Origin of the sequence: Longimicrobium sp., from assembly GCF_036388275.1 — a bacterium.
Lineage (GTDB): Bacteria > Gemmatimonadota > Gemmatimonadetes > Longimicrobiales > Longimicrobiaceae > Longimicrobium.
The window spans coordinates 130368-144223 of sequence record NZ_DASVSF010000022.1 but is presented as its reverse complement, the minus strand read 5'-3'; the positions used below and the strand labels follow the sequence as shown (position 1 = coordinate 144223).

The 13856-nt window shown below is 70.0% G+C and carries 14 protein-coding genes; all 14 read left to right on the top strand.

Annotation, left to right across the window (positions count from 1 at the left end):
• The first annotated feature begins 115 nt into the window (after window positions 1–115).
• The 14 genes from VF632_RS06775 to VF632_RS06710 all read left to right on the top strand — a co-directional run bounded on the left by VF632_RS06775 (window position 116) and on the right by VF632_RS06710 (window position 13799).
• On the top strand, window positions 116–1411 hold the full coding sequence (locus VF632_RS06775) for a bifunctional UDP-3-O-[3-hydroxymyristoyl] N-acetylglucosamine deacetylase/3-hydroxyacyl-ACP dehydratase (protein ID WP_331022107.1): 1296 nt from the start codon (window positions 116–118) through the stop codon (window positions 1409–1411).
• Window positions 1412–1422: 11 nt separating this feature from the next.
• The gene (lpxA, locus tag VF632_RS06770; RefSeq protein WP_331022106.1) at window positions 1423–2211 is read left to right on the top strand and encodes an acyl-ACP--UDP-N-acetylglucosamine O-acyltransferase; all 789 of its coding nucleotides are present in this window, start codon (window positions 1423–1425) and stop codon (window positions 2209–2211) included.
• Window positions 2208–3194, top strand: a complete 987-nt coding sequence (locus tag VF632_RS06765; RefSeq protein ID WP_331022105.1) for a Gfo/Idh/MocA family oxidoreductase — start codon at window positions 2208–2210, stop codon at window positions 3192–3194. Before lpxA ends, VF632_RS06765 begins: the two co-directional genes overlap by 4 nt.
• Before the next feature lie 41 nt (window positions 3195–3235).
• The gene (lpxB, locus tag VF632_RS06760) at window positions 3236–4447 is read left to right on the top strand and encodes a lipid-A-disaccharide synthase (protein WP_331022104.1); all 1212 of its coding nucleotides are present in this window, start codon (window positions 3236–3238) and stop codon (window positions 4445–4447) included.
• Window positions 4448–4617: 170 nt separating this feature from the next.
• Complete coding sequence (locus VF632_RS06755) at window positions 4618–5313, top strand: lysophospholipid acyltransferase family protein (RefSeq protein ID WP_331022103.1); 696 nt, start codon at window positions 4618–4620, stop codon at window positions 5311–5313.
• A gap of 445 nt (window positions 5314–5758) precedes the next feature.
• The gene (gene lpxK, locus VF632_RS06750; RefSeq protein WP_331022102.1) at window positions 5759–6784 is read left to right on the top strand and encodes a tetraacyldisaccharide 4'-kinase; all 1026 of its coding nucleotides are present in this window, start codon (window positions 5759–5761) and stop codon (window positions 6782–6784) included.
• Window positions 6781–8352 (top strand): L-aspartate oxidase, encoded by a 1572-nt coding sequence (nadB, locus tag VF632_RS06745; RefSeq protein WP_331022101.1) that lies wholly within the window; start codon window positions 6781–6783, stop codon window positions 8350–8352. Before lpxK ends, nadB begins: the two co-directional genes overlap by 4 nt.
• 22 nt (window positions 8353–8374) lie before the next feature.
• Entirely contained in the window at window positions 8375–8851 is a 477-nt protein-coding gene (locus tag VF632_RS06740) for a hypothetical protein (protein WP_331022100.1), read from the top strand.
• Entirely contained in the window at window positions 8829–8999 is a 171-nt protein-coding gene (locus VF632_RS06735; RefSeq protein ID WP_331022099.1) for a hypothetical protein, read from the top strand. Before VF632_RS06740 ends, VF632_RS06735 begins: the two co-directional genes overlap by 23 nt.
• Window positions 9000–9075: 76 nt before the next feature.
• Entirely contained in the window at window positions 9076–9309 is a 234-nt protein-coding gene (locus VF632_RS06730) for an addiction module protein (protein ID WP_331022098.1), read from the top strand.
• Complete coding sequence (locus tag VF632_RS06725) at window positions 9306–9782, top strand: 23S rRNA (pseudouridine(1915)-N(3))-methyltransferase RlmH (protein ID WP_331022097.1); 477 nt, start codon at window positions 9306–9308, stop codon at window positions 9780–9782. The genes VF632_RS06730 and VF632_RS06725 overlap by 4 nt, the downstream gene beginning before the upstream one ends.
• A gap of 185 nt (window positions 9783–9967) precedes the next feature.
• Window positions 9968–11557, top strand: a complete 1590-nt coding sequence (gene bshC / locus VF632_RS06720) for a bacillithiol biosynthesis cysteine-adding enzyme BshC (protein WP_331022096.1) — start codon at window positions 9968–9970, stop codon at window positions 11555–11557.
• A 55-nt stretch (window positions 11558–11612) separates the two neighbouring features.
• Window positions 11613–13457, top strand: a complete 1845-nt coding sequence (murJ, locus tag VF632_RS06715; protein ID WP_331022095.1) for a murein biosynthesis integral membrane protein MurJ — start codon at window positions 11613–11615, stop codon at window positions 13455–13457.
• 126 nt (window positions 13458–13583) lie between these two features.
• Complete coding sequence (locus tag VF632_RS06710; RefSeq protein WP_331022094.1) at window positions 13584–13799, top strand: hypothetical protein; 216 nt, start codon at window positions 13584–13586, stop codon at window positions 13797–13799.
• Window positions 13800–13856 lie beyond the last annotated feature (57 nt).

The window sequence follows — 13856 nt, the reverse complement described above, 5'->3', positions numbered from 1 at the left end:
CCGCCCGGCAGTGGCGGCGCGGGTGCACGTTGGGTAGAATATTGCGGGGCCGCTTCTTGGGAGCGTCCCCGCTGTCATTTCTACACCACCACGGCCGAACGCCGACACTGGATCCATGCCGACGACGCCACGCCAGAACACCCTTGCCCGTGCCGGAGACATGCGCGGCGTGGGGCTTCACACCGGGGCGGAGGTGCGGATGCGCATCCTTCCCGCGCCCGTCAACACCGGGATCGTCTTCCGCCGCACCGACCTGGACGGCTCGCCGGAGATTCCCGCCCACGTCTCGCACGTGGTAGGCACCGACCTGGGCACCTCCATCGGCCAGGGCGAGGCCAAGGTGCACACGGTGGAGCACCTGCTGGCGGCGCTCGTGGTGAACGAGATCGACAACGCCTACGTGGAGCTGGATGCGGTGGAAACGCCGGCGGCGGACGGCAGCGCGCTGGAGTTTCACCGCATGCTGGCGGAGTGCGGACGCGAGGAGCAGGATGCGCCGGCGAAGTTCCTGGCGGTGGAGTCGGCCTTTTCCCTGGCGCCCAAGGGCGGCTCGGAGTACGTCGTCGCGCCCTCGGGCGACCACCGCGTGTCGGTGACCATCGAGTTCGACCATCCCCTCGTGCAGCGCCAGTTCGGCAGCTACCGGGTGGACGCCGAGCGCTTCGCCGCCGACGTGCTGCCGGCGCGCACCTTCTGCTTCGCGCGGGACGTGGAGGCCATGCGCGGCCGCGGCCTGGCGATGGGCGGCTCGCTCGACAACGCGGTGGTGCTCTCGGACGACGGGGTGCTGGACGGTGCCGAGCTGCGCTTTCCCGACGAGTTCGTGCGCCACAAGGCGCTGGACATCGTGGGCGACCTTGCCCTCGTGGGGGCGCGGCTTCGGGCGCACGTGATCGCCGAGCGGCCGGGGCACGCGGGCAACGTGGCCCTGGCGAAGGAACTGGTGGCGCGGGCGGAGAAGAAGGCGCTCGCCCGGCCCATTTTGAGCATCGAGCAGATCATGCACTACCTGCCTCACCGCTACCCGTTCCTGCTGGTGGACCGGGTGGTGGAGTTCGAGGAGAGGAAGCGCATCGTGGGATTGAAGAACGTCACCATCAACGAGCCGTTCTTCCAGGGCCACTTTCCCGGCCGTCCGGTGATGCCCGGGGTGCTGATCGTGGAGGCGATGGCGCAGGTGGGCGGGCTTCTGGTGCTGGAAACGATGGAGAACCTGGCGGAGAAGATCGTCTACTTCATGTCGTGCGACAACGTGAAGTGGCGCCGCCCGGTCACCCCAGGCGACCAGATCCGCTTCGAGGTGGAGGTGATGCAGATCCGCGGCGCCACCTGCAAGATGAGGGGCGTGGGCACCGTCGACGGCCAGGTGGTGGCCGAGGCGGAGATGATGGCGCGCGTGGTGGACCGCTGAGGCCCGGGGCGATGGAAACCATCATCGAGCCGAGAGTGCACCCCACGGCGCTGATCGACGAGTCGGCCGAGCTGGCCGAGGGCGTGGTCGTAGGGCCGTACAGCATCGTGGGGCCCAACGTGCGCATCGGGGCGCGCACCGAGCTGGCCAGCCACGTGCTGATCGAGCGCGACACCGTGGTGGGCGAGGACTGCCGCATCAGCCATGGGGCCGTGCTGGGGACGGACCCGCAGGATCTGAAGTACCACGGCGAGCCGACCGAGCTGCGCGTGGGCGACCGCACGGTGATCCGCGAGTACGCCACCCTCAACCGCGGCACGTCCGCCCTTGGATATACGTCCGTGGGCAGCGAGTGCATGCTGATGAGCTACGTGCACGTGGCCCACGACTGCCAGATCGGCGACCACGTGATCCTTTCCAACGCCGTGAACATGGCTGGGCACGTGTCCATCGGCGACTGGGCCATCGTGGGCGGCATGACGCCCATCCACCAGTTCGTCCGCATCGGCGCGCACGCGTTCGTCGGCGGCCAGTCGCGCATCTCCAAGGATATCCCCCCGTTCGTCCGCGCGGCGGGAATCCCCCTGGAACTGTACGGGCTGAACTCGGTGGGGCTGCAGCGCCGCGGATTCAGCGAAGAGGTGCGGCGCGAGCTGAAGCGCGCCTACCGCCTGTTCTTCGCCTCGCAGCACAACATCACGCAGGCGCTGGCCCGCGCCCGTGAAGAGCTGCGGGCGCTCCCGGAGGTGGAGGAGTTCCTTTCCTTCTTCGAGGGCACCGGGCGCGGGGTGTCGTCGTGACGCGTGCCGGTGTCCTGGGCGTCGGCAGCCTGGGCTTTCACCACGCGCGCATCCTTCGCGACGTCTGGGGCGCGGAGATGGCGGGGGTGTGGGACGACGATCCCGCGCGCCTGGCCCACGTGGCGCAGGAGCTGGGCGTCCGCGCCTTCCGCAGCCGCGACGAGCTGCTGGATTCGGTGGACGCGGCGGTGATCGCCGTTCCCACCACGGCGCACGCCGAGGTGGCGCTCGCCGCCCTGGACGCGGGCGTTCACCTGCTGATCGAGAAGCCCATCGCCCACACGCTGGAAGAGGCGAACGCCATCGTCTCCACGGCGGTGGCGAAGGGATTGACGGTGCAGACCGGGCACGTGGAGCGCTTCAACGGCGCGCTGCGGGCCTGCGAGCCGTACCTGGAAGATCCCCGGTTCGTGGAAAGCCACCGGCTGGCCCCGTTCAACCCGCGCGGAACGGACGTGGCCGTGGTGCTGGACCTGATGATCCACGACATCGACCTGGTGCTGGGCCTCGTGGGACGCGGCGTGGAGTCGCTGGACGCCATCGGCGTGCCCGTGCTAACGCCGAGCGCCGACATCGCAAACGCGCGCATCAACTTCGAGAACGGCGCGGTGGCCAACATCACCGCCAGCCGCGTCTCGTTCGAGAAGATGCGCAAGGTCCGCTTCTTCCAGCAGTCCGGCTACATCTCGCTGGACCTGGCGGCGGGCACGGGCGAGTTCCTGCGGCTGAAGCCCGGCGCGCGCCTGCCCGAGGGGAGCGAACTGGGGATGGCCGCGCTGCTGGGCGTGGTGGAGCGCGTGGAGCTGAAGGGCGACGGCGCCGAGCCGCTGCGCGCGGAGCTGGAGGCGTGGATCAAGGCCGTGCGCGGCGAGGGGCCGCTGGTGGTGAGCGGCGAGGCGGGGCGCGACGCGCTGGCGGTGGCGCTTCGCATCATGGAGCGCATCGAGCAGCACGCGGCCGCGGGGCTGGCCGCGCGGGCGTGACCCCCCTTCCGTGCCCCGATCCCTTTCCCGCTCCCCGCGCCGTGGCTGAGCCCGCCCGCCCTCCGCGGGACCCGTCGTCCCCGCCCACCATCTTCATCTCCGCCGGCGAAGAATCGGGCGACCTGCACGGCGCGGCGCTCGCGCGGGCACTGCGCGAGCGCTTTCCCGATGCGCGGCTGGTGGGGATGGGCGGCGCGCGCATGCAGGCGGAGGGTGTGCCCCTGCTGGCCGGGCTGAACGAGCTGGCGGTGATGGGCTTCGTGGAGGTGCTGCGCCACCTGCCGTTCTTCATCGAGCTGCGCAAGCGCGTGTTCGCCGCCCTGGCGGCCGAGGGCGTGGACCTGGTCATCCCCATTGACTACCCCGGCTTCAACCTGCGCCTGGCCCGCCACGCCCGCGAGCGGGGCATTCCCGTGCTGTACTACATCGCGCCGCAGGTGTGGGCCTGGCACAAGAGCCGGGTGCGCGACCTGGCGCGCGACGCGAACGAGGTGGCCGTCGTCCTGCCGTTCGAAGAGGATTTCCTGCGGAAGGGCGGGGTGAACGCGCGCTTCGTCGGCCACCCGCTGCTGGACCGCGCCCATCCCGAGCTTCCGCGTGCCGAGTGGGCGCGATCGGTCGGCTTGGACCCCGAGCGGCCGATCCTGGCGCTGTTCCCGGGGTCGCGCGCGCAGGAGGTCGGCCGGCACCTGGAGCTGTTCTCGGCCGCGGCGGAGCTGGTGGTGGCTCGGCGGCCGGACGCGCAGCCCGTAATCGGCGTTCCGGGGGGGATCGACCGGTCCGTGTACGCGGGAGCCCGTTGGCCGCTGGTGGAGAGCGCGGGCGGGCTGCTGCAGTATGCGACGGCGGTGATCGCCAAGTCGGGAACCACGACGCTGGAGGCGGCGCTGGCGCTGACGCCGCTGGTGGTCGTTTACCGGATGAACGCGGCCAGCTACGCGCTCGCGAAGCGGGTCGTCAAGGTACCGCACATCGCCCTGGCCAACCTGATCGCGGAGGACCGCGTGGCACCGGAGTTCGTGCAGGATGCCGCCACGCCGCGCGCGCTCGCGGACGCCATCCTCCCGCTGCTGGACGAGCGGTCGGAGGAGAGACGGCGGATGATCGACGGGTTCGCGCGGGTGCGGGCTCGGCTGGGCGGACCCGGGGCGTCGCGGCGCGTGGCGGAGTTGGCGGCGGGGTTGCTGGGCGGCCAGCCAGGGGCGGATGAGTCCGCGGCTGGAACAGCGGTAAGCCCTAAGACCGGCCGCTGACGCGTCCCGTTCAGGGCTTCAACAGCACGCGTGGTCGCCTGCCGGATGCCCGGGCGCGCCACACGATGTGATCGTGAGCGACAGTAGGCCAGTCCACGAAGGTGGACATCGTGTGGTTGTTGCAGCGAATTCATTCGCCCGTGCGGCGGACCGAATCAGGACGAGGCGCGATGACTTCGGACGAGGGCGGCGGACGCGCGGAGATCCCGTCCGAGATGACGACCCGGCTGCCGTGGCACCAATCGGCGCTGGCGGCCGCTGGCGGCGCGGGGCTGGATGCGCTGATGGCGTCGTGCCGGTACCGTACCGAGGGCGAGGAGAACTTCCGGCCGTTCTGGGACGCGGGAAAGCCCGTCATCTTCACCCTCTGGCACGGGCGGCTGCTGCCGTGCACCTACCATCACCGCCACCAGGGCGTGGTTACGCTCGTCAGCCTGCACCGGGACGGCGAGTACATCACCCGGGCCGTCCGGCGCTGGGGCTACACCGCCGTCCGCGGCTCCACCAGCCGCGGCGGCCTGGAAGCGCTCCGTGAGCTGATCCGCCACGTAAAGCAGGGCCGCTCGCTCGCCATCACGCCCGACGGCCCGCGTGGCCCGCGGGAAAAGATGAAGCCCGGGCCGGTCATCATCGCGCAGCGCACCGGCGCCCCGATCATTCCTGTAGTGTCCGGGGCCAGCCGCGCGTGGTACTTCGGCGGATGGGACCGCTTCCTGATTCCCCAGCCCTTCGCGACACTGCGCATTTCCTACGGCGAACCCGTCTACGTTCCGCGCCAGGCGAGCGAGGCCGACATCCAGACGATCATGCTGGACGTGGAGCAGCGCCTGGCCGGGCTGATGAAGCGCGTGGAGGGGAAGTGGTGAGGAGCCAGACGTCGTGGGGCCCTCACCCGTCCTCGCCCAGGCTCGTCCCCCCTCTCCCACAAACAGCGTGGGAGAGGGGGTACACTTCGGGGTTGGGAGCGTCAGGATGGCCCGGCGCTCAGGCCGGCGCCCCCCATCCCCAACCCTTCCCCCGCAAACTGCGCGGGGGAAGGGAGCCAATCGAGTGCGCCACGCCAGCGGGAGCGCGATCGAATTCTCCCTCTCCCCTGCGAAGCGGGGGCGAGGGCCGGGGAGAGGGGGCTGCCTGGCAGTGCGCCGAATCCAGCCTCATCCGGCGTGAATTCTCCCCCTCTCCCGCTTGCGGGAGAGGGGGCCGGGGGGAGAGGGCAGCCGGGGAATGCGCCGAATCCAGTCTCATCCGGCATGAAGTTCCCCCCTCTCCCGGCGCAGTTTGCCGGGGGAGGGGCCGGGGGAGGGGGACCCTGTGAGCCTCGACGCCTGGGTCCACCGCTGGTGGGCAGGTGAAGCAGGCGCGGCGGGGCACGCGCTCCGCGTCGCCCTCGCGCCGGCCGAGGCCGCATTCCGCGCGGGCGTCGCGCTCCGAAACCGGGGCTACGACGCGGGATGGCTCCGCACGGAGCGCGTGGACGTGCCGGTAATCAGCGTCGGAAACGTGGCCGTAGGCGGGGCGGGGAAGACGCCGTTCGCGGCATGGCTGGCCGCGCGGCTGCGGGAGTGGGGTCATCGGCCGGCAATCGTGCTCCGCGGCTACGGCGAAGACGAGATCGTCGTCCATCGCGAGCTGAACCCCGATATCCCCGTCTTCCGCGGTGCCAAGCGAATCGATCCCGCGCGAGAGGCCGTCGCGGCGGGATGCGACGTCCTCGTGCTCGACGATGCGTTTCAGCACCGCGCGCTGGCGCGAGACCTGGACCTGGTGCTGGTGGCGGTCGATGGATGGCCCGCCCGCCCGCGGGTGCTTCCGCGCGGGCCCTGGCGCGAAGGCATCCAGGCGCTCGGGCGTGCGGACCTGATCGTGCTTACGCGCAAGAGCGCGGGTATGTCGCAGGCGCGCGAGGTGGCGGCTGAGGTTGCGCGGCTCCATCCCGGCAAGCCGATCGTGCAGGTCGCGCTGAGGCCGGTGGGGTTGGCGCCGCTCGGCGGCGGGGCCGCGATGCCGCTGGACGCGCTGGCGGGCCGCTCGATCGTGGCCGTTGCCGCGCTGGCCACGCCCGGCCCGTACCTGCAGCACCTGCGCGAGGAGGACGCGGAGGTGGAGCCGGCGCTCTACCCGGACCACTACGCGTTCTCCGCCCGCGACGTGGCGGAAATCGTGAAACGCACGGCGGGACGGTGGATGGTGATGACGCACAAGGACGCGGTAAAGCTCCGGCCCCTGCTGCCGGATTCCACCCGGGCATACGTGCTGGAGCAGAGCGTGGCGATCGAAAGCGGGGCGGACGTGCTGGATGCGGCGCTGCGGCGCGTGCTGCGGGAGCGGGCGCGATGATGCAGGCCGATGTCGTGGTGATCGGCAGCGGCATCGCGGGGCTGTCGTTCGCACTCAAGGCGGCCAAGTACGGCAGCGTGGCGCTCATCACCAAGAAGAGCCGCCCGGACAGCAGCACCAACTACGCGCAGGGCGGCATCGCGGCCGTGTTCGCCGACGACGATTCGCCCGCGCTGCACATGGAGGACACGCTCGTCGCCGGCGCCGGCCTCTGCCACCCCGACGCCGTGGACGTGCTGGTGCGCGAAGGCCCGGAGCGCGTCCGCGAGCTCATCGAATTGGGCGTGGCGTTCACGCGGGCGGGCGAAGACCTGTCGCTGGGGCTGGAGGGCGGCCACTCGCGCCGGCGCATTGTGCGCGCCGACGATCTGACCGGGCGCGAGATCGAGCGCGCCCTGCTGGCAGCCGCGGCGGAGACGGGCAACGTGCGGGTGTTCGAGAACCACCAGGCCGTGGACCTGCTGACGGCGACGGATCCCGGCACCCTGGGCGAGCGCTGCTGCGGCGTGCTGGTGCTGGATGCGGAGACGGGCGAGTTGCTGCCGTTCCTGGCGCGCGCGGTGATGCTCGCGACGGGCGGATGTGGCCAGGTGTATCGCCACACGACCAATCCCGCCATCGCCACGGGCGACGGCGTGGCGATGGCGTATCGGGCAGGCGCCAAGGTGGCGAACATGGAGTTCATCCAGTTCCATCCGACGGCCCTGTACCCGGCCCGCGAGCGCACCTTCCTGATCTCCGAGGCGGTGCGCGGCGAGGGCGCGGTGCTCCGGCGGCGCGACGGCACGCCCTTCATGCAGGACTACCATCCGCTGGCCTCGCTGGCGCCCCGCGACGTGGTGGCCCGGGCCATCGACCGCGAGATGAAGGAGTCGGGCGACGCGTTCGTGCTGCTGGACTGCTCGGGAATCCCGAAGCACGAGATCCGCGAACGCTTTCCCAACATCCTGCGCGAGACGGCGGACCGGGGGATCGACATGCTCACCGAGCCGCTGCCCGTGGTGCCCGCCGCCCATTACCTGTGCGGCGGCGTGCTGACGGACACGGACGGGCGCACCTCCGTCCCTGGCCTGTACGCCGCGGGCGAGACGGCCTGCACGGGCGTGCACGGCGCGAACCGCCTGGCCAGCAATTCGCTGCTCGAGGCGGTCGTCTTTGCGCACCGCGCCGCCGCGCGTCTGGGCCCCCAGCTGAGCGTCACCCGACCGCTCACCCCCGAGCACGTGCACGCGCCCGCGGGAACGACCGACGTGGATCCCGCGTTCCTGGTGGAGGAGCGCGAGTCCATCCGCAACCTGATGTGGGACCTGGTGGGCATCGTGCGCTCCGACGCGCGCCTGTCCGAGGCCGAGCTGCGGCTGCGCGCCATCTCGCTCAAGGTGAACGCCGTCTGGGCCGACTGCCGCCCCACCGACGACCTGGTGGAACTTCGCAACCTGGTGCAGACCGCGCTCCTGATCGTCCGCTGCGCCCTGCGCCGGAAGGAGAGCCGCGGGCTGAACTACAATCTTGACAACCCGTACAAAGACAACGAGCATTCCCTCCGCGACACCATCGTCGTCAGGTAGATGAACGGGTGCGGGAGGGGAGATGGGGCGGAGACGGATTTACGTCGACACATCGGTGATCGGCGGGTGTTTCGATGCGAAGTTCGCGGGAGACTCGCTCAAGCTGATCGAGAGCGCCCGGATTGGGGCCTGTATTCTGCTGATTTCGGCAATCACACGTCGGGAACTGCTGATGGCCCCACCGGCCGTAAGCGCGATCCTGCACGGACTTCCGCAGGGCGCGGTAGAGGAGTTGCGGGTCTCGCCGGAAGCTCTGGAGTTGGCAGACAAGTATCTGGCGGCGCGAGTCATTGGCGCCGGCATGCTCGCGGATGCTCAGCACATCGCGATCGCCACGATCAACGACGCCGACGTTCTGGTTAGCTGGAATTTCAAGCACATCGTAAACCTGCTGCGTGTAAAGGGGTACAATGCGGTGAACGTGCGGGAGGGCTACCGGTCTCTCGAAATTCGCACCCCACGCGAGGTGAACCTCGATGCCGACCGAACCAAGTATTGACGCCGTGCAGCTCCAGCGGGACATCCGCGAGAAGATGAGCCGCGAGATGGAAGGGATGAGCACGGAGGAGATCCTGCTGTACCTGAACGAGGGGCATCCCAAACATGAGGATCAGTCACCGCTGCCTGAGAAGCATGCGGTCGCCTGAAGGGTCGCGCCTGCGGCACAATCGTCGTTGGTAAGGGATGGGAGGGGAGATGGCCCGACTCGCTGACGAAGTCGTGATGTTCGAAGAAATCGAAAGCGCTGCGTTGCAATTGTCCCGAGGGGACAGGGCGCGCTTGACGGAGCGGCTCCTGGCCAGCCTCGACGAGGATCCCGCAATTGAACAGGCGTGGGAGGCCGAGATCGCGCGCCGCGTCCGAGCGTATCGGACGGGAGAGATGAAAACCTACTCGTTCGAAGAGGTTGATGCGATCGTAGAAGGAATGCTTGGATCGGCAGAGGGCGAGTCGTGAAGCTCGTTGTGGCGTCGGTCGGGAAGGCGAAGGGGGCGATCGGGGACGCGATCGGCGAGTACGAGTCGCGGGTGCGGCGGTACTTTGCATTCGAGGCGCACGAGGTGAAGGAGGAGCAGTACCGCGGGCGGGGCGACGCGGCCCGGGTGCGCGACGAGGAAGGGAAGCGGCTGCTGGCCCGCGTGCCGGCTGGTGCGGAGATCGTGGCGCTGCACGAAACGGGGAGGGCGTGGGACTCGCACAAGCTCGCCTCGTACCTCGCGGACCTGCAGGTGCGCTCCAGCCCCGGCGTCGCGTTCCTGATCGGCGGCGCCTACGGGCTGTCGGACGAGATCCTGTCGCGCGCCAGCCACTTGCTGGCGCTTGGGTCGATGACGCTGTCGCATGAGCTCGCGCGCCTCGTGCTGGTGGAGCAGCTGTACCGTGCCGGCACCATCAACCGCGGCGAGCCGTATCACAAGGGGAGGGAGTGACGGCATCCCGATCATCGGTCGCCCTCGATCGTCGGCCACTCTCGCCCGGAGGGTGGCCGATCGCGTTTGGTGCCCCTTGCGATTCCGTACTCCCCATTCCCTATTCCCTGCGGTTCAACACGTATCCTGACGGGGAGGCACCACTGACACTGCGGATCGAGATTTCGCCCCTGCGCGGCAACCGCTTGGCCGACGACTACCAGTCGGGCTTGCCGGGGGCCGCGCGATTCTTTTCCGGGCACCCGCGCGACCTGGAATCCTTCCGCCAGAAGCTGACGGAGGTGCAGGGTCGGTTCGGAAGGCGGGAGCGGGAGATGGCGGCCGCGGCCGTGCGCCCCACCTCCGCCCGCGCGGCGGAGCGGCTGGCGAGCTTCGTGGAGCAGGGCGGCGCGATGGTGACCACCGGCCAGCAGACGGGGCTGTTCACCGGCCCCATGTACACCATCCACAAGATCCTCACCGCCATCCGGCTGGCCGAAGCGCTGGAGCGGGAGCTGGGAATTGTCGTTCTGCCCGTCTTCTGGTGCGCCTCCGAGGACCATGATTTCGCCGAAGTGAACCATGCCTTCGGCGTCGACGGGGCGGGGAAGCTGCGCCGCCTGTGTGTCGTGGCGACGGATCGGCGGCCGTTAACGATGAGCGAAATGCGGCTGGGCGAGGATGTAGAAATCGTAGCAGGTGAGTGGCGGGAACTTGTTTCCCACCATGGGAGTAACGCCGTTGATCTACGGGGAATTTTAGATCCTTATACGCCGGGAGAGACGGTGGCGGGCGCGTTCCGCGGGACGGTCGAGAGGCTGTTCGCGGCCTTCGACCTGCTGGTGACCGACGCTGCGGATCCAGCCCTGAAGCAAGCCTCCGTCCACATCCTGCAGCAGGATGTAACAGATGCGGCGATCCACGAGCGGCTGTTGCGCGAGCGGACAGCGGAGATGGAGGCGGCCGGGTACCCCGGGCAGGTGACCCTGGTGGAGGACGCAGCCAACGTCTTCTACCACGGGCCGGCTGGCCGCGAGCGGCTGGCCCGCGTGGGAGACGCGTGGGTAGCCGGCGACGCCCGCGAGCGGTTCACTGTCCCAGAGGTCACTGCGCGGATGGCTGCCGAGCCGACGTCGTTCAGCCCCAACGTGTTCCTGCGGCCCGTGGTGGAATCGGCGGTGTTCCCGACGCTGGCGTACGTCGGCGGGCCGGCGGAGGTCGCTTACTTCGCGCAGATCGCGCCGCTGTTCGACGCCTACGGCATCCGCCCGCCCGTGGCGTATCCCCGCTTTTCCGTGCGCCTGGTGCCGGACGTGGCCGAACAAGCCGCATCCGCGCTGGGCGTCGCCGACGACGAGCTGCGGATGCCGGAGCACGAGCTGCTGGCCCGGATGGCTCGCAACCGCCTGCCCGCGGAGGTACACGAGAGCCTTGCCGCGCTGCGCACGACCCTGGTGGAGCGCTTCGGGTCGGTGATGGACGCGGCGGAGGGGATCGATCCCAACCTGGAGGGGGCCATCGGCGCGCGGCGGAACCGTGCGCTCCTGGCCGTCGCCGAGGCCGAGCGGAAGATCCTCTCCCACGCCAAGAAGCGCGACCGCGGGCTGACGCACGACCTTCCCCTCGTCCGCAACTACCTGATGCCGCTGGGCGCGCCGCAGGAGCGCACGCTGAACGTGATGCCGTTCCTGGCGATGCAGTCCACGCTGCTGCACGACGTCGCCGCGGCGATGGATATCCGCTTCGGGGCGGGGGATGGCGCGGTCCATGCACCCGCGCCCGGGCCAAATACCTGAACCTCTCGCCCGCCCGGCCCATGCCGCGTGGGCGTTCTCTCACGAGCACGCGCCAATGAGCCGCGACGGAGCCCCGCCGCCTCCCGACCTTCCCGAAGAAGACGACGATCGGACGCTGCTGCAGCCCCCGCCCGTTCGGCACCGGCCGGCGGACGGGCTGCTGCAGCCGGATCCGGACGCCACGATGGAAATGCCGGCGCTGGAGGCGCTGGAGGACGCGTCCGCGTCGTACGACCCGGCCGACGAGGCCGTGGAGCCGCCGGCAATGGTGCCCAAGGCGGCCAAGAGCTCGGGTTCCGCGTCGATGCTGGTGGCCGCGGGCATCCTGCTCAGCCGCATCGCCGGCCTGGTGCGGGCCCGCGTGTTCGCGCAGTACTTCGGCACCTCGCTCTACGCGGACGTGTTCGCGGCCGGGCTTCGCATGCCCAACCTGCTGCAGAACCTGCTGGGCGAAGGCACCCTCAGCGCCTCGTTCATCCCCGTCTATTCGGAACTGCTGCACCAGGGGCGGGAAAAGGAGGCCGGACGCGTCGCGGGCGCCATCTTCTCGCTGCTGTTCGCCGCGGCGGCCGCGCTCTCGCTCGTCGGCGTGTTCTTCGCGCCGTTCCTGGTCACCATCTTCTTTCCCGGGCTGGAAGGCGAGCGCCACGAGCTGACCGTCACCGTCACGCGCATCATCTTTCCCATGGCGGGAATTCTGGTGCTTTCGGCGTGGTCGCTCGGCATTCTGAACAGCCATCGCAGCTTCTTCCTGCCGTACTTTGCCCCGGTGCTGTGGAACGCGGCGATGATCGGCACGCTGCTGATCTTCGGCAGCGGGATGGCGCTGGACAAGCTGGTGATCGCGCTGGCGTGGGGCGCGCTGGCGGGCGGCGTGCTGCAGTTCCTGGTGCAGCTTCCCAAGGTGCTGCGGCTGAACCGCGAGCTGCGGGTGACGTGGGCGCCCAAGCTGGAGGGGGTGCGCGAAGCGGTGCGCAACGCGGGCCCGGCGGTGATGGGGCGCGGCGTGGTGCAGATCAGCGGCTACCTGGACTATTTCCTGGCCTCCCTGCTGGCCGTGGGCGCCCTGGCCACGCTGCAGTACGCGCAGCTGCTGTACATCCTTCCCGTGAGCCTGTTCGGCATGGCCGTGGCCGCGGCGGAGCTGCCGGAGCTGGCTCGCCAGCGCGCCGAAGGAGCCGAGGTTCTGCGCAAGCGCGCGTCCGGCGCGCTGGAGCGCATCGCGTTCTACATCGTTCCCTCGTTCATCGCCATGACGGTGCTGGGCGACGTGGTGGTGGCCACGCTCTTCCAGGCGGGCGGGTTCAAGCGCGCGGACACGCTGGTCGTCTGGCTGACGCTCGTGGGCTTTTCCATCGGCCTGCTGGCGACGACGGCGTCGCGCCTGCTCTCGTCCACCTTCTTCGCGCTCCGCGATACGAAGACGCCGGCGCGGTACGCCATCGTGCGCGTGGTGCTTTCCGTCGTCCTGTCCGTCGGGCTGATGCTGCAGTTCGAGGCCGTGAACTTCGAGAAGCTCGGCTTTCAGATTCCCGGCGGCCTGTGGTCCGACGTGACGATCGGCGGAAAGCCGCTGGGCACGGTGGGGCTGGCGCTGGGCGGCGGCATCGCGGCCTGGGTGGAGTGGTGGCTGCTGAAGCGCTCGCTGCGCGGGACCATCGGCCCGGTCGGGGCGGGGGCGGGCCCCCTGCTGCGCATGTTCATCAGCGCGGGGGCGGGCGCCGCCGCGGCGTACGGCCTGCGCTTCGTGGTTCCGCCGGATGCGCTGCTCCCCATCTTCCGCGGCGCCATCATCCTGGGCGCGTTCGGCGTCGTCTACTTCGGCGTCGCGGCGGCGCTGGGGCTGGAGCAGTCCACGGCCATCTTCCGGCGGGTGAAGGGGATGGCGGGCCGGCGCTGACGGGAACGGTAGGGAGTTGCGCGGCCGCCCGGCGGATGAACGTCGGGCGGCCGCGCCATTTTCCACGATCGAAATTCTCCGCGATCGGGTGGGGTGGATGTGGATAACATCAGTGTGGAAAAGCAGATGCGCGACATAGCCGAGGCGGTCCGGCGTGCCTGCGCGGACGCGGCGGAGGGCACGTACGAGGACGCCGGGATCCGCGGCCTGTGCGCGGAAGGACGGTGGGAAATGGCGCTGGAGGCCATCCGCCGGGTGGATCTGGAAGCCGTGATCCGCGAGGTGGCGCCCGGCGCCCGATCCGAATCGTCCAGCGCGCGAACGGACCCGTCGCACCAGTGACCGGAACGGGATGAGCGGTGTATCATCCTCCGCCGATCCCGAGTCCGTCAGCCGTTC